We start from the raw sequence: 22,734 nt of genomic DNA on the forward strand, positions 1-22,734 counted from the left end.
TGATATATTACGTAGTAGTTGAGAAGTTGTATGTCTGGAGTTTTAAATAGCGTTGATCAGCGAACCAACTTGGTGGGTGAAAACCGGCTTGAGCTATTGCTATTTCGCCTAAACAGTCGGCAGATCTTTGCGATCAACGTATTTAAAGTTCGTGAGGTAATTCAGGTTCCCCCATTGACTAAGATGCCGGGTTGTCATCATCATATTACTGGCGTTGCGTCTCTGCGTGGGGTTCCAGTACCAGTGATTGACCTTCGCGGTGCCATTGGTTTTCCTCCTCTTCGTGAAGAAGATGTGGAATACAACCTTATTATCACAGAATACAATAGGTCCATTCAGGGTTTTTTAGTTGGGCAAGTACGCAACATTATTAATACGACTTGGGCAGAAATTCAACCCCCGCCAAAGAGTGCCGGTCGAGCCAATTACTTAACGGCGATCACCCACATTAAAGACAACGAGGATCAGGCGATTGTCGAGATAATCGATGTCGAGAAAGTTTTGGCAGAAATTATTGAGTATGATGTTTCCATCTCTGAAGGTGTGCTTGACGAAGATCTTGCGGCTCAAATGGTGGGCCGCAATGTTCTGATTGTGGATGACTCCTCTACAGCGCGCTCTCAGGTCAAAGGATGTCTATCACAATTGGGACTTAATATTTTGGAATGTTGTGATGGGCTTGAAGCATTGAAGCTTCTAAAACAATGGACCGAAGAAGGGAAAGATGTACCGCGCGAGTTGCTGCTAATGATAACAGATGCGGAGATGCCTGAGATGGATGGCTATAAACTCACCTATGAGATCCGTAATGATCCCAAGCTCAAGGACCTGTATGTGACTTTGAACACGTCTCTCAGTGGCAGCTTTAACGACGCTATGGTCAAAAAAGTAGGTTGTGACCGCTTTATATCCAAATTCCAACCAGACTTGCTGGTGCAGGTTGCACAGGATAGGCTGCGAGATGTGTTATCGAGCTAGTGATTAGTTCGCTGGTACTAAAGACAAAAACCTGCAAACGACAGCTGCGTGTTTTGAAAACTCGATTCGATCTCTATGAAATACTCGGCATTAATGGAAATCACGAGAATGTGTGGTCAAATGACTAAGTTTCTCCGTGATATCAATAAGTTTTCCTGCGATCACATGTGTGATCTGTCCTTCTTTCTCTAATATCCCTTTTATCATCATCACCTTGGCTGTTAGATAGGCTTTCTTTTGAGCTCTAGCTGTTGCCTGCCAAACGATAACATTTATATTGCCGGTGTCATCTTCTAGTGTTAGGAAAGTAATACCTGCAGCAGTTCCGGGAGATTGTTTACCTGTTACCACACCCACGATAGTCACAAGAGAACCATGGGGAAGTTGTATCAGGTTTTTTGCTCGGACAAATCGCCCAAGTTTGTTGGCCTTCTCCAGAACTGTTATCGGATGCTTGTTAAGGGAGAGGTTAGTTGCAGCATAATCTTCCAGTAAAGTCTGCACTTCAGACGGGCTAGGCAGGCTCTTTTCTTCAGGCTCTTGTAGCTCTTTGAATAAAGGTAAATCTGATAAAGAATCCATTATTTCCCAACGCGTTTGAAAACGATCATTGGCAATTGATGACATAGCGTTGGCTGAGGCAAGTTGTTCTAACTCTTGTCGATTCAAGCCAATATTTTTTAGTTGTCCTAGATTTTGAAATGCTGCGGAGCCGCGAGCTTTGAGAAAACGTTGGCCGGTTTGTTTACTAAAGCCTTTGATTTGACGAAAGCCGAGCCTGATTGCTAATCCGCTATTATGTTGTACTACTTGGTGATCATAAACAGAGTGATTGATACAAATAGGTAGGACAATGATCTTGTGGCGTCTTGCATCTTGGACCAGTTGTGATGCACTGTAAAATCCCATGGGAAGACTATTGAGAAGCGAGGTATAAAAAACTTCAGGATGGTAATACTTTAGCCATGCAGAGCAGTAGGCTAAGACTGCGAATGAAGCGGAGTGACTCTCTGGAAAGCCGTATTCACCAAATCCAAGTATTTGTTCGAATAGGCGCTCAGCGAATACTTTCTCATAACCACGGCTTTGCATCCCTTGGATCAGTTTTTTCCGAAATTTGAGTAACTTGCCATTCTTTTTCCAAGAGGCCATAGCTCGGCGTAACTGATCTGCTTCACCACCGCTAAAGCCTGCGGCTACCATAGCTAATTTGATCACCTGTTCTTGAAAAATTGGTACGCCCATTGTGCGTGACAATACTTCTTTCACTTCTTCTGAAGGATAAGTAACAGACTCTAGACCGTTTCGCCGTTTGAGGAAAGGGTGGACCATATCCCCTTGGATTGGACCTGGCCGAACTATGGCTATCTGGATGACTAAATCGTAATAAGTCTTCGGTTTGAGTCTGGGTAACATACTCATTTGTGCTCTAGATTCAATTTGGAAGACGCCTATGGTGTCTGCTTGTTGAATCATTTCATATACATTTCTATCGTCTTCTAGATTAGTAATATATGCGATAGTTAATGATTGATTATGTAGGCGTTTAACCAGTTTAAAGCATTTTTGAATCGCGCTGAGCATACCCAATGCAAGCACATCTACTTTCATCAACTTAAGGCTCTCAAGGTCATCTTTATCCCATTGAATGACGGTTCTATCAGCCATGGCTGCATTTTCAATAGGGACTAATTCATAAAGAGGACCTGCTGCAATGACAAAACCGCCGACATGCTGTGAAAGGTGACGAGGAAACCCAAGGATGCTATTAACCAAGGAAATAAACTGCTCACCTTTGAGTGAATTTGGCTCCAAACCGAGTTCAACAATTTGCGTTTGCCAATCAATCTCGCGATCGCGGCGATTAACATTTTTGATGAAATAGTTGAGTTGAGTCTCTTCAATCCCAAGCGCTTTACCTACATCTCTGACAGCGCTTTTAAATCGATAAGTGATCACGGTGGCGGCAAGTGCTGCACGCTCTCGGCCATATTTTTGATAAATGTATTGAATGACTTCTTCACGACGCTCGTGTTCAAAGTCAACATCAATATCGGGTGGTTCATCGCGCTCTTCACTAATGAAACGCTCAAAAAGTACCGAAATTTGCCTTGGATCTACAGCGGTAATTTCGAGGCAATAGCAGACAATCGAATTGGCTGCAGAGCCTCTTCCTTGGTAGAGAATATTTTCTCTCTGGGCAAACTGAACAATGTCGTGGATGGTCAGAAAATAATATGGGTAGTTAAGCTTTTCAATAAGATTGAGCTCTTTGTCTATTGTATTCTTAATGCCATCAGGTATGCCATCAGGAAAGCGTCGCCGCTTACCTTTTTCAACCAAACTTCTCAGGTGACACATCGCACTTGTACCCAAAGGTACAAGTTCACTTGGGTATTCGTATCGCAATTCCGATAAACTAAAATGGCACTGTTTGGCGATATGGACGCTCTCTCTTAGCCATTGTGCTTTGAATAACCGAGAAAGCTTGTCTTTACTACGCAGACTTCGTTCATAGTTACTTAAAAGGTATCGGCTGATATTTTCAACGCTGCTTTGGTGCTGGATTGATGTTAAGACGTGCTGCAAAGGTAGCCGACTTGGAGTATGCATTAATACTCCACCGACAGCGGTTATGGGCAGCATAAAACTGTGAGCAAGTTGCTCACAGTGAGTAAGGTACTGCTTATCGTCTGATCCTAGATGGCGCTGCACGCCTAACCACAGCCTAGATTGGTGGTGTTGAGTCAACCAGTGTCCCCACTTTTGGTTGTCTTTGGTGTGATGAGGTAACCAGATAATGAGGCAGTGGCGTATTGACATCAGGTCCCAATCGGCGAGTTGATAATGTCCTTTTTTGCAGCGTTTTCTCGCATTAGTGATAACCCGACATAATTCTGCATAGGCTTTGCGATTTGGGCAAAGCAAGATGATTTGACACTCTTGATGTAACCAAAACATGCTGCCAATGATGAGCTGAATATTGAGTTTATGTGTTTTGATGGCGTTGTAGGCTTTTACCACGCCCGCAACAGAGCATTCATCGGTAATAGCAAGCGAGTGATAACGCAGAAAGTCTGCTTGTAGAATCAGCTCTTCTGCGTGAGAAGCGCCTACAAGAAATGAAAAGTTAGTTTGGCAAAATAGTTCAGCATATTTCATGACTTAATCTCTTGCTTAGCTAAATACACCATGGAGAAACCATTGCATTTTCTGATTTCGAAATACCCATAACCAACGACCGTTTTCACTGCGCGCAATGAAATAATCCCGGGTGACTTCTTCACCATCCCACCAACCAGTAGCAATACGTTCGGGGCCTTGCAAAATGGTGACTTTTTCCACTAAGAGTTCTGGATTTTTGAGTACGAATGAGGGTCTTAGTCCAGTTGTTTGAGAATCATTTGAAGCAGTCTTCTCCGGACAACAAAGTACGGTAGATTTTTCTGGTCTTGGATCATCTGTTGGCGCGATCTTATATACTCTCGTTTTACCTAACTTGGCTTGGAGAGTTGTGATGAGTTCCAGAGGTGTTTGTTGGCCTTTATAGCCTGAGAAAATATCTTGGCTGATAGATTCAAGTTCACCACTACGAATGACTTTAAGTGTTAGAGCATAGACAGAACCACTAAGCTGCAGAGATTCCATAGTCAGCTGACTGAGCTTTTCCCACCGATCAGCTAGGTAGTCACCACATGCTGATGTTAAAGTAACAACTTCTGATGCGGTGTCACGCTGGTGCAGTTGTAATTCAAGTTCATAAGCGACTTGGCTACGTAATGTAAGGAAGTGCTCAAGCTTGATAAGCAGCTTCCTCAGGGGCTTTTCTAGCCACTGCCTATTATCTATATCAAAGAGTAGCTCTAGGTAGTGATGAAACTCTTCTGGTGGATGGTAAAAATCCACTGGGTGTTTGAATTGGCCCGTCAGCTTTCCAATGTAGTTCACTAGTTCAATATCGAACCGCCTAGCAATTTCAGACATTGGGAGTTTAAGTAAATCCTCCAGTGTAATCACACCAACACGAGACAGCTTTTCAACCTGCTTTTTACTCAGCTCTGTTGCAGAAATAGGACAGGCTCTCAGGTTGATGTTGATGTCATCTTGGTCTTCTGTGAGAAGGTTTGAACCTAATTTGGTCAGTAAAATAGCTGAAAATGGAGAAAAACCCGTGGCATAGCAAAATTGAATGTTGAGGGATTGTAAGTGGTGAGAAACCGTATACCAGTATGACTCAAGCCCACCGTATAGAGTGAGCATATCTGTTAGTTTAAGTAAAAGCCCTTTGGGTGGAAATAAGACGAGATCAGAGGTGACAAGATAAAGCCATTGGGCGATTTCTAAAAGAGCTTGCTGTTCGACGCTTTCATCATAAGGATGCACTGAAAGTGATGGGCAAAGTGTGCTTGCGCTGCCAAGGCCCATACCATTCTGAATCCCTTGTTGTTGAGCCGTATTATTCGACTGTACGATTTGAAAGCGCTTCGTATCAAGAACCACTAGAGGTTGAAGATCCTTGTCTGAGTACAAGGTATCCAGTTGTAGTTTTGGAAAATGCAGGTAAAGCCACAATTGCTTCATCAGCCTTGCTTACGCCTCCGAAAAGGTAACACGACATTTTGAAGTTCTTTTTCTGCTAGAGCGGGCCAGTAAGTTCTCATATCGATTAAAAAACTTGAATGTGACCAGCTTCCTTTACGTTTAGTGATGGTTATTTCTAACCCATGAGCGTGTGGTATAAGTGTCATGCTCAAACTAACAGGTAGAGAGAAAAGAGTGCTGGATTGTTTAAACAAAAATGACAGGCTATTGCCAGTTTCACTGGCAACCTGAAGTCGGCGAACATGATGTACTTCTGGCTGACTGTACCATAGAAGTACATTGCTACAAGCTCCGCTTTTAAGGCATTGCTCAGCGGCCCATAACGCTTCTTTACAAGTTTTGGGGTAGAGCAATAGGATATGGTTTAGATCAATGCCTTGGGCAATTAAGTGTTGTGCTGAGAGATTGCCTGGAGGCTGAATGAATACCGATAGCCTCCCTTTATGATTACTCTTTAAATGAGGACATAATAATCGAAGCTCTCCTATACCTGAACTTGAATGTAACTCTACAACGCCATGGTGCGGGAAACCGCCTTCTAGCCTTTCGTCTAGAAGCTTAAAACCGGTTGGATAAACTCCCTTAGATTGCAGTTCAGAGCTTCCCTGCCAAAGCCATTGTTTTTTCTTAAGATGTTCGATTAATTCATACATAACAAAATACCTGTATATATGTACAGTGTATGTTTTTATGATTAATCGGCAAGAGACAAGGCAGGTAAACGGGTAAAAAAACGCCTTGTTTGTTAACAAGGCGTTGAATAAAAGAAGAATTTATTTTTTGGGTTGAGCATCAATACATTGGCCTGTGATGTCCCTATTTTGATTCGACATCAAATAGAGATATAAAGGCATGATATCTAGGGGTGTTTTGAGTAAATCGGCATCTTCAGCAGGGTAAGCTTGGGCACGCATTCCTGTTCTTGTGCCGCCAGGGTTAATCGCATTTACTCGGATATGAGAATCGCTGAGCTCATCGGCTAGGACTTGCATCATGCCTTCGGTTGCGAACTTTGACATGGCATAGGTTCCCCAAAAAGCGCGTCCACTATGACCCACAGTGGAAGAAGTAAAAATAAGGCTCGCGTGATTGGATTTATGCAGAAGTGGCAATATAGCTTGCGTCATTAAAAACTGCGCTTTGACATTTACCTGCATTACATCATCGTATGTATCTTCACTGATTTGATTGAACGGGCTCAATACACCTAACAGGCTGGCATTATGTAAAACGCCATCTAAGCGACCGAATTGGCTGCCAATGGTGTCGGCCATATCGAGATAGTTCTGTTTAGATGCTCCTTTCATATCCAGAGGAATGATGGCAGGCTGAGGAAAACCTTGAGCTTCAATTTCATCGTAAGTCTGTTCAAGTTTTTTGACTGTGCGGCCTAGCAATATGACAGTGGCACCATGTTGAGCATAGGATAACGCCGCTTGTTTTCCGATGCCGTCACCAGCGCCTGTTACAAGTATGATTTTTCCTTGTAACGCATCTGAGGGAATAGAATAATTCACGTCATATGTCCTTAATTGTTACGTTCTGCTTTATGAATCAGTAGGATGATGGTTACAATACACTAATTCGCATCTTAGGGGATATTACATTGGAATTTTTGTTGGACTATGGGCTGTTTTTGGCCAAGATTGTAACCGTGGTCGTTGCCGTAATTGCACTGTTAGTGGTTGCTAAAACCGTAGGTGGAAAAAGCGGTGCGGCAAAAGGTGAATTAGAAATCACCAATCTGACTGATCAGAATAAAGAGACGGTCGAGCAGCTTGAGCATCATTTGCATGACTCTGCATTTCTTAAAGCGCGTGATAAAGCTGAAAAGAAACAGGAAAAAGAAAAGCTCAAAGCCAGAGAAAAGGAAGTAAAACAAGCGTCAAAAGAAGGGGATCTCGATGGTAAAAGAGAGCCTCACTTATTCGTCCTTGATTTTAAAGGAAGCATTGATGCTAAAGAAGTGTCTTCTCTGCGTGAGGAGGTCACAGCGATTCTTTCTGTTGCGAAAGAGGGAGATGAAGTCTTACTGCGTTTAGAGTCTGGTGGCGGTATGGTCCATGGCTACGGATTAGCTTCCTCTCAGTTGGATCGCATTAAAGCTGCTCAACTGCCATTAACTATTGCTGTTGATAAAGTTGCCGCCAGTGGTGGTTACATGATGGCTTGTATCGCAGATAAGTTGGTTTCCGCTCCTTTCGCAATCGTGGGCTCAATTGGAGTGATCGCGCAGCTACCAAATTTCAATAAGCTTTTGAAAAAGCATGATATTGATTATGAACAACTGACCGCTGGAGAGTATAAGCGCACTCTAACCATGTTTGGTGAAAATACAGATAAAGCTCGCGATAAATTTAAGCAAGAGTTGGAAGACACTCATGATTTGTTTAAAGACTTCATTCGTGAACGTCGACCGTCTTTAGAGTTGGAGAAAGTTGCAACTGGAGAGCACTGGTTCGGTATTCGAGCGCATGAGTTAGGCCTTGTTGATGAAGTTAGTACCTCTGATGATTTGGTCGTAGCGGCTTGTAAAGATAAGACCGTATTATCTATTCGTTATGTTGAGAAGAAAAAGCTTACATCAAAGCTAGCCGGATTGGCGGGAGAAGCCGCTGATAATATTTTGCTGAAACTTATCGATCGAGGCCAACGTCCGATAGTGTAATGTCTAGTCGCAATTAAAAGTAAGCCCTCATTTTGAGGGCTTACTGGTTAATGTTTAGCTGAAATAATATAGCTTAGCGGTTAGCTAGCTGTGCTCTTAAGCGTTCAATTTCTTGTTGAAGTGACTTATTTTCAGCGGTTAGACCTACATAAGTAAATGCTTTACATTGTGTTTGTAACTTGTTCTGCACAAAGTCACCAACGCTTTTTTCTAAAGTTTCAGGGTTCTTGATGCTCTCACGAAATTCTGACTCTAATTCTTTTGCAGCATCTTTATCTATTTTTGCAAATAAACCGCTGAATATAGGATCCTCTGTAAGAGCTGCTGTCACTTGGTTTTCGTAGTTATTTTTAAGCAATTCAGAGCGTGTTTCATTATCTAAGCTCTTGGATGCTTTTTCTTGGGCTTCAGCAAAAACAGAGCGGCTTTCTTTTGGTGTCCTAACTACTGTCCCACTTTTTTCATGCCATGATGTTGCTTCTAGGCGCTTATTTATCTGAAGCTTTTCTAGCACCTCTGCTACGCTTTTCCACTGGGTTTGTTGTTGGTGTTGTTGTTTCTGTGGGGTTTTACCTTTCAAGTGACGTATTTCACTACCAGCATCGATTTTTTGGTAGTTTTCCTTCTCAGCTTTCTTACATAGGGCATTACCAAAGGGAGCAGAGGTATGTATATTATGGGTATAAGGCCTTATCACTGAGAAGTAGTCTTGGCAATACTTTGGCATAGCACTAATGTGTTTTTCAGTAACTTCATTGGCTGGCAGATCGCCGATCCATTTTTTCAGTTCACCCAGAATATCTGGCTTTGCTGCATGAACAATCATCTTACTCGTAAATGCTGCAATGGCTTTTTTATCTGCATCTGGCAATTGATCGGCTTGGTCTAAAATTTGGTCTGGATTTTCAAATAGTAACTGTTTGCCTCTTTCTGACATGCCATCAATAACAGGATTATGGCTGCTGATGTTTGACTGCTGAGCTGGTTGTTTATCATTTGAGTTTATTTTTCTTAGGCCTGCCGTGCCTTTATCCCTTCTTGCATTTATTGCCTCAAGTAGGGCGTTTCTCCCTTGGTCTTGGTTAGTAGCATTTTCTTTAGGCGAAGGTGTCGCTTTCTGTAATGGTGGTGCTGGTGGTGCTGGTGGTGGCGCTGGCTGAGGTTTTTGCCCGCTATCGTTAGAGACAATGGTTTTCTGATTGCTTTGTTCTGAGCTTTTAGGAGTAATCTTGGTGTTCAATTCAGCTATTACAGCAGATTTAGCCTGTTGTGCTTGTGTTAAGGCTTTTGACACTACGTTTTCAGCTATAGATGAAACACTGTTTGACTGGCGTGATGACCGAGTTGAATTGCTGTCGCCATCCTTCATGCGGAGCATAGTAGACTGTTGTCTATCTAGATCCTGAAACATTTTGAAAGCCCTACCAAAACTAGATAGTTCTTTCTCATTGGTGTGCTCAATACTTTTAATATTTAACTTGCCATTTCTGGTGGCATCATCGTGCCTAGTGATGCTACTTGGCCCAGAGATGGTACTTATGGAATTAAAGTCAGGCATTTTTATTCCTTTCAATAGGGTAATTTAAATTTTATTGAAAGACTATAAAGACGCTCATTACTAAGTGCATGGGATTTTATTTGAAATAACCTAACAGAAAGTGATGCTTTAAATCGATCTTATTGTTAACTTAATTCTAAAGGTTTAATTTACTGATAACTATTTCAATGATTATAGTGTTGTTCCTTTTTCTCTATAAATAGGTTGTGTTAGCAGTAGATTAAAAATCATAGATTTTCATGTTATTTCGTGAGAAAAATGGCAAGGTATATTGCTGCATAGAGCGTCCAAGCTTGCCATTATTTGCGTGTCTTAGAGATGCAGTAGCAACTCAACTTCAATGAACAATATAAGCACTTACTCTTTGACTTTAATAAAGAAAAACTGCATGCGTGCAGCTTGAAACATTATTTTTTACCTTGTTCCTTAGCTCCGCCTTTCATGTTCCTACTTTGTGGCTTATTGCTAGGTGAAAAATGACGCTTGTTTTTACCAGCGGGCTTATGCCCTCTAGCGTTATCACCAGAACGCTGACCATCTATATGGTCGCTTTTAGGTTTTTTGGGCTTTTTAGGTTTTTTGGGCTTTATTGGTCGAGTATCTAGCTTAGATTCAGGCAGTTCGTTGACAGCTTTATAGCCTTCTAGTTCAAGACGAGGCAAAACCTGTTGGATAAGCCTTTCTATGGCAAACAATTCGCTGGCTTCTGCTGCCTCTACTAAAGAGATTGCTTTACCTACTTCTCCGGCGCGGCCTGTACGGCCAATCCTATGCACGTAATCTTCGGCAACATGAGGGAGTTCAAAGTTAACGACTTGTGGTAGCTGGGGGATATCAATGCCACGTGCGGCGATATCGGTTGCGACCAATACACGTACTTCACCAGACTTAAAATCGGCTAGTGCTTTGGTTCGAGCATTTTGACTTTTATTCCCATGAATAGGCGCAGCAGTAATACCTTGGCCATTGAGGTAATAAGATAAGCGGTTTGCACCATGTTTTGTTCGGCAAAAAACCAATACCTGTTTCCAATCACCTTCTTGGATTAATTTGCACAGCATAGGTGCTTTTTTTCGCTTGTCTGTCGGGTAGATAGACTGCTCAATCGTTTTGGCTGTCGAGTTGGCAGGAGCAACAGAGATTTCAACCGGATTATTGACTAAACTTTTCGCGAGTTGTCGAACTTCGTCAGAAAAGGTAGCAGAGAAAAGAAGGTTTTGACGTTTTTGTGGCAGTAATTCAAGTATCTTGCGAATATCGCGTATAAAACCCATATCTAGCATTCGGTCTGCTTCGTCTAATACGAGAACGTCTAACTGCGAAAACTTAATGGCATTTTGTTGATACAAATCCAGTAAGCGACCTGGGGTAGCGACAAGAATATCGGTACCTTTTCGAAGCTTCATCATTTGTGGATTGATTTTAACACCACCAAAAACCACACTAGAAGTTAGTTTTTGATACCGGCTGTACTTATAAATATTTTCTTGTACTTGGGCAGCTAGTTCACGTGTTGGTGTTAATACCAATGCTCTAGCATGGTTAGGCTTGACTCTTTGCCCATTATCAAGAAGTTCAAGAATAGGTAGCGTAAAGCCAGCGGTTTTGCCTGTGCCTGTCTGCGCAGCAGCCATTACGTCTTTTCCTGCTAAGACTGCAGGAATTGCTTGCTCTTGAATTGGTGAGGGCTTGTCATAACCCTGATCACCTATGGCTTTAAGGATTGGAGCAGAAAGGCCTAAAGAGGTAAAACCCATATATATGTCTCTGTAATAAGTTGAGCTCATGCTCACGCAGCCATAATGAGCTGCAAAAGGGCGCTATTGTGAGTCCTTTGTAGGTCAACATCAACAGAAATTATCATTGTGGAGGTTTGAATATAGTGAGCAACTGATGCTTGTTGGTAATAAAAGCGAGTATGAGCCCTGTCAATAGGCCAAATAGGTGAGATTCTACTGCTACGGCTGCATTAATTAACTCACTCGTGGTTTGAGATGCGCCTATGGTCATTTCCCAACCCGTTTTCACTAGCACTCCCCCAACCAGTAGCCAGCTACTTTTTCTACCAGATAAAGACTCACAAAGTGCATAGTAGGCAAAAATACCATGCAGCGTTCCTGACAAGCCGACATAAGAATTCATAGAAGTTGTAAGATTAAGTACACCAACCGATAGGCTTACAAGTAATAAGACGCAAAGAAGAGATTTAGGGCTGGGCCTAAACAAGTAGGAGATGACCCAAAGCCCAAGGATATTCATAGTTAGATGAATCCAGTTGGTATGGGTAAAGTTTCCTGTTAGGATCCGCCACCACTGGCCTTGTTCGATGAGTTCATTTTGCCAATATGTTAGGTTAGCTAAAGGTTCAAATTGTACACACAAGCAAATTAAGCTAATTACAACCAGTAGAAGAAATAAGCGCACTCTAATGTCTCGATATTGTTTACAATGTGGTAAGTCAACCAAAGCTTGTATCTGTGAGTGGATACATAGCCTGTCAGCCAATGTGGAACTGATCATTCTACAGCATCCTACAGAAGCTAAGAAGCCTATGGGGACTGCAAAGATCCTAACTCTTTCATTGGCAGGATGTTATTTGTTCCAAGGTGAAGACTTTACTCAACATGTGGAGTTTAACCAATTGTTGTGTGAAAATGATGTCCAACATTTTATTCTTTATCCAAGTGACTTGTCTTCAGGTGTCTCTGCAGCAAAAGAAGCTATAAGTAACAATAGTAAAGTACGTATTATTATTCTCGATGGTACTTGGAAAAAAGCCTATAAAATCTGGCAGTTATCGAGCAACTTAAAAAAAATGCCTATGATTCACTTACCCAAGGATTTAAAGGGTAATTATCGAATCCGCAAAGCTCCTAGCAACAATAGCTTATCGACAGTAGAGGCTGGTTATCACCTTTTGTCCTTGCTTGAACCCGAGCGTGATTTCTCACCGTTAATTGATGCTTTTAATCATATGATTGACTTTCAAATTAGTAATATGCCAGCAGGTGTATTTAAGCGGAATTATTCATGATAGATAATATGATGCCGTGTTTTATTGTGCTCTGTACAAACCTAGATAAATAAATTTAAACGCCTATTCACACTTTTAGTTCTCCTCATCATCAGAATTATGTCGACAATAAATAGGTCATGTGCCATTGACTTTGTTGTGTAATTTTTATTCATCTAGTTGCATTTTTGTATTCATGTAACAATACTCTCAATAAGGCGTGCGTACTGCACTCAGATCATTGGACCGTAAACAGCACATCATGTATGAAAATCATGATATTAGCGGCTGTGTATGTGGACAACTCTTCGATTTTGAAAAAATAATCCTCATCTACGGTCTACTAATGGAATGGAGACAAGTGCATGAATCAAGATACATTTATTCGTCAGTTACCCAAGGTTGAATTGCATATGCATATCGAAGGCTCTTTAGAACCTGAGATGATGTTTAAGTTGGCCAAACGAAATAAAATTCCTCTGCCATTTAACACACCAGAAGAAGTTAGGACTGCTTATCAATTTACTAATCTTCAGTCATTTTTAGATATTTATTATCAGGGCGCCAACGTATTGATTGATGAGCAAGATTTCTATGACTTGACTTGGGAGTATTTACTTCACTGTCAGCAAGATAACGTAATTCATACTGAGATTTTTTTCGACCCACAGACTCATACTGAACGAGGTATTTCCTTTGATACTGTGATTAATGGAATTCATCGTGCTCTTGAAGACGGTAAACAAAAAATGGGTATTAGCAGTCGCGTTATTATGTGCTTTTTACGCCATTTGGATGAGCAGAGTGCTTTTTTGACTTTAGCACAGGCAATAAAACATAAGGATAAAATCATTGCTGTGGGGTTAGATTCTTCGGAGGTTGGTCATCCGCCTGAGAAGTTTACTCAAGTATTTGTTAAAGCGATTGAAGAAGGTTTTTTAACAGTAGCACATGCAGGAGAGGAGGGGTCGGTAGACAATATATATAATAGTATTGATTTACTTAAAGTTTCACGTATTGATCATGGTGTTCGATGTTCTGACGACAGCCGATTGGTCCGTTTGCTGGCTGAGTCTCGGATGCCTCTGACTGTGTGTCCATTATCAAATATAAAACTCAAAGTATTTGATGAGATGAAGCGACACAATGTGGTTGATTTATTGAGGCAAAATCTTTGTGTTACGATTAACTCAGATGATCCTGCCTATTTTGGCGGTTATATGACGGATAACTTTCTTGCTGTTGCGCAGAGTCATTCATTGACAGAGGGTGAATTGACTCAGTTAACGCAAAATGCCATAGAAGCAAGCTTTGTCAGTGAAAGCGAAAAGCATCGTATGCAGCGTGTCTTAGAGGAGTTTTCAAGCCGTTCAATAGGATGAAAATAGCTGCTGGTGAAGCCTTTGAGCATGACCATCAGTCATGGAGGATATGTGATCGGTGATCACTCGATAACCCTCTGTATGACTCTGGGCGGCTTGCCAATCTTGGCGAACCGAAATCGGAAGTAGCCTTTCGGGATCAGCACTGAGCGCTTCAAAAATATCCATGATAATTTGTTGTCCTTTATACTCAGCAATCTGTACTTGTGGTACTCGGATAACATAGTCATGAACAAATTGTTTAAGTATTTGTAATGCAGTGGCCATTTCCGGTTTTAGGTAAGCATTAAAGGCGAGTAAATCGCTGGCGAAAATAGCATCAACAGGTTTAATTGAAATACTGGTCAATAACACATTTACTATACCGCCAATCGCGTCTTTTCTCTGATGGTGAATGCCGGAAAACAGCATATTGGTGACAGACTCTATATGTGCTCTAAACCAAGGTTCCCCGCATTTTAATAGAGCATCTTGAGCCCCCTCAATCCATTGGGCTTGGGTCACTTTTCCAAGAACAATCGCATCCTCTAAATCATGCACTCCATAGGCAATATCGTCCGCTAATTCCATGATAGAGCAATCTATAGACTTAAAGCTGGTTTTTTTATGTTGCTGTTTTTCGCTTGGCTCAGAAAGAATTTGCCCGAACAGTTGTTTGTCTGATTTATTTAATGGTGATAATACCCAGTCAAATAGAGGTTGATCGCAATCATACAAGCCTTTTGCGGGGGACCACTGTTTAGCTTTAAGTTGCCTTTGATGTGTTACACTCTCCGGAGTTTCGCTAGAGCAGGTTTTACTCAGTAAGGCAGGGTATTTGATTAATCCCAATAATGTCCGGCGTGCTAAATTCATTCCAAAATGTTCAGTGTATGGTTCGAGTTTAGTGACGATACGAAATGTTTGGGCGTTTCCTTCAAATCCACCATGATCTCGCATCATGTAGTTCAGTGCAATTTCTCCTCCATGCCCATAAGGAGGATGTCCAATATCATGCGCAAGGCATAATGAATCAATCAGGCTGTCGCTAGGTAACAGTTCGCGATACTCGGGCTGTTTTTTCTTTATTTGAGCGACAATACCGCTACCAAGTTGCGCTGCTTCTAAAGAATGTGTGAGCCGTGTACGGTGAAAATCATCGAAGCTGTTACCATGCACTTGTGTCTTGGATTGCAGGCGCCGAAATGCGGCTGAGTGGAGTATTCTTGCTCGGTCACGTTGATAAGGGGTCCGATGATCATCACGACGAATCTTATGCTCATCGTCATGCCGTTCATGCCATAAGCTACTGATTTGGAATGTCATAAGTATTTTCCCAAGTGTTTTATGATACCGTACACAAAAACTTGAGAAACTACAAAGATCAAACAGTATTCGACCAATGACAATCTAAAACCACATGAGTTGACGAATTCCATTGACGTATTTTGAGTGCCTAGATGGACGCAGTGGACAGGTTGCTATCAGCTTTGATAAGTCACTTTCATATTCAGCGTTGGTTTTGATTTCAAGTAACACATAATCACCTAAAGTTTTACCTGAGTGCACGTTGACTTGGTCTGAATATCTTTGATCAAAACACTGCATACTGTCATCAAATGTCGCGCGAATGTTACCATCGGCTGAAATCAAGTAACGTCGTTTGTAGCGTGAAATCAAGACTGGAATACTCTCGCATTCCCAATACACTTGAGCATTAATAGGTAATTGTTGGCGACAATGATTGAGGATGTTTCGCCATGATTTGTGTTTAGACCAATCAATATCGATGGGGTAGATGTCCTTAGAGCCTTTTCCGCCGCGCCTATATTTAAACTCCAACTTACTATTTTCCGGATGTGCGAGTTCCCCGTACCAACGGATTCGAGTTTTCCTACGTTGGGTAATACCGCTTAGGTTTTCTTCATACCGGCTTAAGTTTGGGCTATCTAAATACAAGCTATTGACATACCTGTCTGGGTGATGGGTTTGGAACTGATAGGCATGAAGCATAAGCCAGTTCTCAACCACTTGTAAGCGGTTGAGTGGAATTGGGACCTTGATTTCAAATCGTTTACTCATAAAGGTTTATCCGATTTCATTACTGTATTGTAGAGTTTTCCAACGTCAAGCGCTTGGCTAGCAATGACTACGCCATTGACATTAAGTTCGCTACCCAGCTCGGAAATGATTTTTTTCTCACACCCTGAGCATTGAAACTCCAGTGCTTTAAGTGTTGCTGAGCCAAATAGTGGCTTTTTGGTGTAGCTCATCAGCGCGTAATGGCTTACATCTTTTGCCGTGATTGATTCTGCCTCTACTGCCGATGCGTCTTTGGCAACAAGGCCAAAGTTAACTCGAGCAAATTCTATATCTTTTAGTCGCATTAGGCTTTCTTCACCGACAGAAACCGCTTTATCACGAATATCTGAGAAGTTGATGCCTGAGACATCGAGATCAGAACCACTTACATCCAACCCATCGCCGCCAGAACGTTTGCCTATGTTTGCAAACTCACTGTCGTAAATTTTCCCCGTGCAGTAGTCACAGTCAAATGCATCAGACAGCGCTTCCTTGATGGAAAGATGCGAAATATCTACGTCGCTATTGACGATATTGAGTGCATCTTCAGAAACGTTGTCGGAGATGAAAAGTCCGTCAACAGAGAGTTTTCCGCCGACAAGATAAGTTGCGCCTCTGGGTTGCCATAAACCAAGGTCTGGTCTGCCAGCATACGAAATATGTAAATTACGTATCCTTGAGCGGGTTTCATTATTGGCGTTAAACAGACTCAAGCCCGACCAATTTGGTATCTGTCCCCGTCTGGACAGTTTAACAGGCTTGGCTGTGGTGCCTTCGACTTCCAGTTGTCCGAAAACCATAATGCCTGCGTTTTTGCCAAACTCAATATTGGCCCCTTGTTCAAGATACAGAGTCCAGTTTTCAGGTGTGATGAGGTAGTCATTAATCACCCAGTTACCCGCAGGTATGCGCCAAGCTTCTTTCTCTTGTTGAATAAAAGCATATTGATTGACTTTATTTGTATCTGCAGGCCTAGGGAGGAAACTCATGGGTTCAATATTGCGCCTAAATTGGTAGTTACCCATTGACTGACCAGTCGTAGAGGCACGCAGTTCGACAGTTTTAATATGCTTTGGTAGCGTAACAGAAAAACTTTCGCCCGATGCTAACTCCAAAGGGAAAGAGTAGTTAGCTTCTTCAAGACTTGAGCGCTCATCAAAGTCTGTCCATCCAGTGAGGCCCAAAATACGAAGTGGTTGTCTTTCAGGGTTTCGAATAATAAGGTTATTGCTGGGCTTAGTGACATAGTGTGTGTTTAAATCCCATAGAGGTAAAGACGTCATGGAATCCATTTGTTGGTGCAGGTCGCTACTGACGTTGGAGACATTAATACATGACGTGTCTTTGTAATTAGATTGTAAGCACACCATTTGAGCTTGTAAGTTATCTGGATTAAATGGTGTGGTGAGAGGCAACCCACTGTGCAGAGCTTTTAAAAGTGGCTCCTGTACTTTTGTCAGGTGCAGCTGGAGCGTGCTGTCAGTGAGTAGGTTACCTAAGGTATCAATGGAAGAGTCGTAATGTTTCCTGACCTCTTTATCTTCGAGCATTTTCTTACTGAGTAAAAAATAATGGCTAGGTGGCTTCATCATTAGCGAATGTTTAGCAGGTGATACATTTACATCACTTTGTATTGGCTCAAGCTTTGCTGTATGAGGGTTGTAATACCAGCGCCAGTTGTTCCATGCTAATCCATGCCAAGCACCCCAAGTATCAATGACCGCAAGGTACTGACCGAGTCTTTGGGAGTCGAAAACATCACTTGCATCACGTTTACCATTGATAAAGTCGCCAATCAGCGATAACGCTATTTGGCGTTGATAACCTAGTGCAGTACTGTTGACAATGGTATTGCGTTGCAAGACTCTGGGTTTGAATATTCGATGGACTTTTCCATCCGTATCTTTCTGCTCTGCTAAATCAAGGCGAACGATTAATCCTTCTGTGCGCTTGTTGATCGCAAGAAGATCTTGCCCAAAACCTTGTTCATGGTACATCACTCCCCATTCTTCTCCATTGACGATCACATTCACTGGAGTGTAACGCGGCGAAATAATATCAAAACCAGCTAGCTTCATGGTCTCTGCGAAAAGTGTCGGACCATGGTTAATTCGGACGTGTGGGCTGATCAATGCAAAGCGTCGAGAAGAGAAAAGAGCTTGCTTATTATCGACTTTAAACTTTAGAGACCAACGATTGACACCATTAACATGGTCGAGTAAATCACCTTGCAAACGTACTTTAGCATCGAGAACCCTGTTGTCAGAATAGATCCTTGCCTTGACCTCTGAACGATTGACAGGAATAAACCCTTGGTTAAAGGCGGTTTCTCTATCTTTAACCAGAAGTGACCAATTAGGGTAGGTGATATCAACACGCACAGTGGGAAGGTGATGGTTTGCCGTAACAAAGTTAATGGGGGCTTTTGCCATGTCAGTTGCAAACTGTACTAACTTCTCCTTTGGTTCCTCTGATAAAGCAGTATAACCACGTTGCAAGAGGAAGATTTTAATACTGTCCAAAGAAGGAGTGATCAGAGCAAAGACCAATACTAGTCCCAGACAAATGGCTAACCATTCTTTTGGTTTTAAGGCTTCACGGCCATGAGTCAGTTTCATCGCTATACTCCAGATATATTATGCTGCTCAAGCATAGAAACCTGTATACCTGGAAACGTCTGTCTAAGCTCGGAAAGCATGTCATCGAGGTGCTGAGATTGATAGGCGGTAATAAAAAAGGTGGCACTAAACATATCTTCTTGCGTATCAAACCTTCTAAGATCGAGTCCATTACCTTTGCTTGACAGTAGCGCTTTCAATTGTGTGATTGGGACGTTTTGAGCATCTGATGCATTGTATTGTAACGACAGAAATAGCCCCTGTTCTTCGGATATTTTAGACTGATGGCGTTTGACTATGGTGACGAGCAGCAAAGTAATGATACAAGCGATAACCGCAGCCAATGTTTGCCCCGCACCTAGTGCAACTGCAACACCAATATTAAGGAAAAGATACACCAGTTCTTCTGGCTCTTTTATCGGTGTTCTAAATCGGACTATAGAAAGCGCTCCTACAAGGCCTAGCGCGAGTGCTAATGAAGCTTTTACTACAGTGATTATCAGTATCACGGTTAGCATCAGCAAAGGAAATAGCCGAGAGAAATCCTGTCTATTACAAAAAGCGGATGCATATCTCCTGAAGTGATAACCAATCAGAGAGGCTAGGCCAAAGCCTAAAATCAGGTTGATTAACAGAGACCCCAATTGCACGCTCGCATATGGGAAGAACATATTTCGTATATCTTTGGGAAGAAATCCTAGCAAGAGTGGATCGACGGAATCCATAGTACCCCCTTTGCAAAGTGCCAGAATAAGGTTGCGTTTCTAATGGCATCTAATGACGAGTGGCCATTGGATACCTGAGCTTTTATGAAACGATACTGAGTTGAATTTTTAACAAGCTGTGCTCGATAAATCAGAGGCTTGCGCTACCAATAACCATAGGCAGTGAGTAAGCTGGTTGTAAAATGCCAAATGAAAATTGTCCTAAATATGGTTGTACATGTTGCATAACTGACTGAGAAATAATGAAAATGACAAAGAAAACAACAGTTAAACTTGTATGATGAGAAGGGGTAAAAATAGTCGAAGTGTAATAACGTATTTATTGTTCCTTAGCCTTTGAATTGACGTACTCTTTTGCAGAGGCTTCGAGTTTATCCACTAAGTGAGCATTTGATACGTGAATGTAGTGGTACAAATCATCTCTAGCAATGATGGGGCTAGCCACTTTTATTTGGGGAAACTGATCTTTTAAAAACAAGTAGGTGACTTTTGGAGCTAGCCAAAGTTTGGCTCTTCCTTTGGTCAACATTAGTGCTGCTTGTTTGGCTTTGTGAACTAAGTAGAGGTGCTTGTAGTTTTTTAGGACTTTGGTGTATCGAGCACCATGAAACGAAACTATGGTTTCGTCCCTAGCATCGTCTAGGCTGTTGTAAAATTTGTCTTCGATTGAAAAGAGGTAAACATCAAAGCTTGCCAAAGGTACATTGATTTTAATTAGCTCTTTGTTTTCTGCCAATCTTGCAATACGCATATCAAGCGCATCATAGCGACCTTCTATGACTGACTGAATGGCCCTTTCGTTTGGTAAATAGGTAAACTTGGCGTCAAGACCTGCGCCTGAGTAGATGGCCTGAAGGTCGTTCTCCACTTGTATACCGTATTCAGATGTTGCATCTTGTTCACGATAAATATTACCGATGGCCACTTTTATTGACTCGTTATCTTTGGCAATCGATATTGGTGAATATGACCAAGACATTAAAAGTATACTCACTAGCCAACGACTCATAACGGCCTCACAAACTGGATCTATTTTTAAAATATAGTTCGAATAATTATTTTTGCAGAGAAGGGATTCTGCTGTTTTATCAATAGTTTTCACCTCGGTATCTTGGACCATTTGATCTGACGATTCTCAAAATGAAACACGAATAATTGGTTAATTTTTCATTTAACGAATGGTGTTTTTTTAGACTGTTTTGATAAGGATTGATGTGTTTGCTCAATGTTAATCATTAAGTTATTTCACATATCGGTAGTACAAAGGATGGGAAAAATGGAAAAGCTAGGAGATATAAATAAATTCACCCTAGCGCTCAGCAGCATTAGATAAAGAACAAATATCACGTATTTATTTGAATTTGGATAAAAAGCTACCTGATAGTAAGCCTATCATCCCAATTGCACATTCTTCATCCAGTGCACTTGAGGGTGAGTTCAACCAAAATGTCGTGTGTAAATCAATGCTTCTACGCTATCTGCTTTCTGGATCAATAGCGCTCGCAGCTTTACCTGCCTATGGGCTTGATGCGACATTTAGTGGCAATATATTTTATGCGCCTGTCGATGAAAACTATATTAAAGGAGAAAGCATAGGGGATTCATACGTTAAATTTACACTTGATGAATCTTGGCAGGATAGCATAGTCTTCCACACCAGTTTTCTCTCTCGATTGTATGAAGACGACATTGAACTATCAGAGATCTATGCTGGTAAGACGATAGAGCCTTTGCACATTTTTGATGATAATGTCTACAACGCGATGCGTTACCCTTGGCTATCTTTGCAAAGAGAAGTCACTCCTCTAAATGTTACTTCCTATGACGGTTTTCAGTGGCGCTATGATTGGGATAAGCACCATCTTCGTGTGGTTTCTGGACGTTCAAACAATAATGAGCTGGGGGCAAATACGCTCGATATGCATATTCCTTACGGTGCTGAATTTCGTAGTAAGTGGAAGTATTTTTCAACTATCTTGAGTTTTGCTGAAACAAGAGTAGATTTTACAAGTTCAACCCTGAGTAACATTCAGGGCAGCTTAGTTGGTCTACCAAATACCGTCGAGCTTGAAAACAAAGTCTCGTACTATTACAACGCCGTCCTTAATGTTCCGATTAAACCGTTTATATTTTCATTTAAATACACAGTAAATGATTATAAAGAGGATGTGTATACGGTTTTTGATGGGTATAGGATAAGAATGCATGCCGCCTTTAGGCCCTCTAGGACCTGGACACTGTACTATACATTTGGAAAAAGTGATGCCAAGAATGATTACATTGGTATTTTAAGCCAACAGCCCAATACAGGAGCCTCGCTTTCAAAATCAATTAATGAAGTTCAGTATCAGTCGCACCACCTTGGTTTTATTAAAAACCTATCTAAAAGCGTCAAGCTTAAATTGCAAACAGGTCTCGCAAAAAACAATTACTCCAGTGAGATTGAGCGATTTGTGCTTTTTGGTTTTAGCTTTGATACCAAAGGTTTCTAAACGACATTTTTAGCCAGAGATTTTGTCAAATGTGGTTGTGCAGCTGTCGCAGAAAATATCCATAAAATCTTTCACTTCAGGCATGGTTGCAATTAACTGCTCGATACGTGGCTCTAGGCCTTCTTTAACATGCAAAAACTCATTATTGTTAAATCTCAGTTCATTTAATGTCTTTATATAAGCAGCAAGGATATCAGCAGCCTTGACTATCGCTTTGTACTCAACTTCTACATTTTTCTGTACTAGCAAATTTGAGAATTCATCACGCAAGTCAGCAGGCAACGTTTCTAAACATTCTTGTTCAGCAATATCCTCAAGTTTCTTAAAGGCTGCAGTAAATTCAGGGCTATGATATTTGGTCTTTGAGTTAATATCTTGAAGTTTTGTTTCAGAAATTTCGTGGTAAATCGCCACAACTGCGGCTTTTTCAGGGTTTAAATTACCATTGTAACGTTTGTTTTTTATCACAGTGAGAAGATGTGCTATTACTGAAACTTGATGAGAATGTTCAGACACATTTTCCTCTTGAAAACAATGCATCAAGGCCCAGCGTTTTATCAGCGGCATGCGGGTCACCCATGCCATAAATGTGCTTTGATCCACGTTGACTCCCTATGATGCTTGTTTGCTTTAATTG

At 41.5% G+C, this 22,734-nt stretch carries 18 protein-coding genes; 5 read left to right on the top strand and 13 right to left on the bottom strand.

The genetic code is table 11. From position 1 onward, the window contains the following. Positions 1–30 precede the first annotated feature (30 nt). Positions 31–978, top strand: a complete 948-nt coding sequence (locus DPF90_RS15655) for a chemotaxis protein CheV (RefSeq protein ID WP_114787273.1) — start codon at positions 31–33, stop codon at positions 976–978. A gap of 90 nt (positions 979–1,068) precedes the next feature. On the opposite strand, the gene DPF90_RS15660 is transcribed toward DPF90_RS15655, so the two are convergent. The 4 genes from DPF90_RS15660 to DPF90_RS15675 form a co-directional block, all read right to left on the bottom strand. Further along, positions 1,069–4,140: an error-prone DNA polymerase gene (locus DPF90_RS15660; protein ID WP_114787274.1), complete on the bottom strand. Its 3,072-nt coding sequence runs from the start codon at positions 4,138–4,140 to the stop codon at positions 1,069–1,071. Positions 4,141–4,155: 15 nt separating this feature from the next. Beyond that, positions 4,156–5,559: a Y-family DNA polymerase gene (locus DPF90_RS15665; protein ID WP_114787275.1), complete on the bottom strand. Its 1,404-nt coding sequence runs from the start codon at positions 5,557–5,559 to the stop codon at positions 4,156–4,158. Further along, positions 5,559–6,233, bottom strand: coding sequence for a translesion DNA synthesis-associated protein ImuA (imuA, locus tag DPF90_RS15670; protein ID WP_114787276.1), 675 nt, complete (start codon positions 6,231–6,233; stop codon positions 5,559–5,561). Before imuA ends, DPF90_RS15665 begins: the two co-directional genes overlap by 1 nt. A gap of 120 nt (positions 6,234–6,353) precedes the next feature. After that, positions 6,354–7,097, bottom strand: a complete 744-nt coding sequence (locus DPF90_RS15675; protein WP_114787277.1) for a YciK family oxidoreductase — start codon at positions 7,095–7,097, stop codon at positions 6,354–6,356. An 89-nt stretch (positions 7,098–7,186) separates the two neighbouring features. Here DPF90_RS15675 and sohB point away from each other — a divergent pair, with 89 nt between their 5' ends. Continuing rightward, on the top strand, positions 7,187–8,248 hold the full coding sequence (gene sohB / locus DPF90_RS15680; protein ID WP_114787278.1) for a protease SohB: 1,062 nt from the start codon (positions 7,187–7,189) through the stop codon (positions 8,246–8,248). 73 nt (positions 8,249–8,321) lie between these two features. Here the strand turns inward: sohB and DPF90_RS15685 are convergent, their stop codons facing one another. The 3 genes from DPF90_RS15685 to rrtA form a co-directional block, all read right to left on the bottom strand. Then, complete coding sequence (locus tag DPF90_RS15685) at positions 8,322–9,806, bottom strand: hypothetical protein (RefSeq protein WP_114787279.1); 1,485 nt, start codon at positions 9,804–9,806, stop codon at positions 8,322–8,324. Between the two features lie 407 nt (positions 9,807–10,213). After that, positions 10,214–11,563, bottom strand: coding sequence for a DEAD/DEAH box helicase (locus DPF90_RS15690; RefSeq protein ID WP_114787280.1), 1,350 nt, complete (start codon positions 11,561–11,563; stop codon positions 10,214–10,216). A 103-nt stretch (positions 11,564–11,666) separates the two neighbouring features. Next, on the bottom strand, positions 11,667–12,230 hold the full coding sequence (gene rrtA, locus DPF90_RS15695; RefSeq protein ID WP_114787281.1) for a rhombosortase: 564 nt from the start codon (positions 12,228–12,230) through the stop codon (positions 11,667–11,669). A 4-nt stretch (positions 12,231–12,234) separates the two neighbouring features. On the opposite strand from rrtA, the gene DPF90_RS15700 reads away from it, so the two are divergent. Further along, positions 12,235–12,840 carry a tRNA-uridine aminocarboxypropyltransferase gene (locus DPF90_RS15700; protein WP_114787282.1) on the top strand — a complete coding sequence of 202 codons (606 nt, stop codon included), beginning with the start codon at positions 12,235–12,237 and terminating at the stop codon, positions 12,838–12,840. A gap of 344 nt (positions 12,841–13,184) precedes the next feature. Continuing rightward, positions 13,185–14,201, top strand: a complete 1,017-nt coding sequence (locus DPF90_RS15705) for an adenosine deaminase (protein ID WP_114787283.1) — start codon at positions 13,185–13,187, stop codon at positions 14,199–14,201. Here the strand turns inward: DPF90_RS15705 and DPF90_RS15710 are convergent. From DPF90_RS15710 to DPF90_RS15730, 5 genes are all read right to left on the bottom strand, one after another. Then, positions 14,190–15,506 carry an anti-phage deoxyguanosine triphosphatase gene (locus DPF90_RS15710; protein WP_114787284.1) on the bottom strand — a complete coding sequence of 439 codons (1,317 nt, stop codon included), beginning with the start codon at positions 15,504–15,506 and terminating at the stop codon, positions 14,190–14,192. The two genes, DPF90_RS15705 and DPF90_RS15710, sit on opposite strands and share 12 nt — an antisense overlap. 84 nt (positions 15,507–15,590) lie before the next feature. Beyond that, the gene (locus DPF90_RS15715; protein WP_114787285.1) at positions 15,591–16,262 is read right to left on the bottom strand and encodes a polyphosphate polymerase domain-containing protein; all 672 of its coding nucleotides are present in this window, start codon (positions 16,260–16,262) and stop codon (positions 15,591–15,593) included. After that, entirely contained in the window at positions 16,259–18,880 is a 2,622-nt protein-coding gene (locus tag DPF90_RS15720; protein WP_114787286.1) for a CotH kinase family protein, read from the bottom strand. Before DPF90_RS15720 ends, DPF90_RS15715 begins: the two co-directional genes overlap by 4 nt. Positions 18,881–18,882: 2 nt before the next feature. Beyond that, positions 18,883–19,605, bottom strand: coding sequence for a DUF4956 domain-containing protein (locus DPF90_RS15725; protein ID WP_114787287.1), 723 nt, complete (start codon positions 19,603–19,605; stop codon positions 18,883–18,885). A gap of 319 nt (positions 19,606–19,924) precedes the next feature. Next, positions 19,925–20,614 (bottom strand): hypothetical protein, encoded by a 690-nt coding sequence (locus DPF90_RS15730; RefSeq protein WP_162814049.1) that lies wholly within the window; start codon positions 20,612–20,614, stop codon positions 19,925–19,927. Between the two features lie 352 nt (positions 20,615–20,966). Here DPF90_RS15730 and DPF90_RS15735 point away from each other — a divergent pair, with 352 nt between their 5' ends. Continuing rightward, positions 20,967–22,097: a hypothetical protein gene (locus DPF90_RS15735; RefSeq protein WP_114787289.1), complete on the top strand. Its 1,131-nt coding sequence runs from the start codon at positions 20,967–20,969 to the stop codon at positions 22,095–22,097. 9 nt (positions 22,098–22,106) lie between these two features. On the opposite strand, the gene yfbR is transcribed toward DPF90_RS15735, so the two are convergent. Next, positions 22,107–22,700, bottom strand: a complete 594-nt coding sequence (yfbR, locus tag DPF90_RS15740; protein WP_240314531.1) for a 5'-deoxynucleotidase — start codon at positions 22,698–22,700, stop codon at positions 22,107–22,109. Positions 22,701–22,734: the final 34 nt, after the last annotated feature.

The sequence above is a fragment of the Vibrio tetraodonis genome (assembly GCF_003350295.1).
In the GTDB taxonomy this organism is placed as follows: domain Bacteria; phylum Pseudomonadota; class Gammaproteobacteria; order Enterobacterales; family Vibrionaceae; genus Vibrio; species Vibrio tetraodonis.

Coding starts and splice junctions, on each gene's coding strand:
- DPF90_RS15715 (WP_114787285.1), bottom strand. CDS start 16,262: ATGAGTAAACGATTTGAAATCAAGGTCCCAATTCCACTCAACCGCTTA.
- DPF90_RS15700 (WP_114787282.1), top strand. CDS start 12,235: ATGTCTCGATATTGTTTACAATGTGGTAAGTCAACCAAAGCTTGTATC.
- imuA (WP_114787276.1), bottom strand. CDS start 6,233: ATGTATGAATTAATCGAACATCTTAAGAAAAAACAATGGCTTTGGCAG.
- DPF90_RS15705 (WP_114787283.1), top strand. CDS start 13,185: ATGAATCAAGATACATTTATTCGTCAGTTACCCAAGGTTGAATTGCAT.
- DPF90_RS15725 (WP_114787287.1), bottom strand. CDS start 19,605: ATGGATTCCGTCGATCCACTCTTGCTAGGATTTCTTCCCAAAGATATA.
- DPF90_RS15730 (WP_162814049.1), bottom strand. CDS start 20,614: ATGAGTCGTTGGCTAGTGAGTATACTTTTAATGTCTTGGTCATATTCA.
- DPF90_RS15710 (WP_114787284.1), bottom strand. CDS start 15,506: ATGACATTCCAAATCAGTAGCTTATGGCATGAACGGCATGACGATGAG.
- DPF90_RS15690 (WP_114787280.1), bottom strand. CDS start 11,563: ATGGGTTTTACCTCTTTAGGCCTTTCTGCTCCAATCCTTAAAGCCATA.
- DPF90_RS15685 (WP_114787279.1), bottom strand. CDS start 9,806: ATGCCTGACTTTAATTCCATAAGTACCATCTCTGGGCCAAGTAGCATC.
- DPF90_RS15660 (WP_114787274.1), bottom strand. CDS start 4,140: ATGAAATATGCTGAACTATTTTGCCAAACTAACTTTTCATTTCTTGTA.
- DPF90_RS15665 (WP_114787275.1), bottom strand. CDS start 5,559: ATGAAGCAATTGTGGCTTTACCTGCATTTTCCAAAACTACAACTGGAT.
- DPF90_RS15655 (WP_114787273.1), top strand. CDS start 31: ATGTCTGGAGTTTTAAATAGCGTTGATCAGCGAACCAACTTGGTGGGT.
- DPF90_RS15720 (WP_114787286.1), bottom strand. CDS start 18,880: ATGAAACTGACTCATGGCCGTGAAGCCTTAAAACCAAAAGAATGGTTA.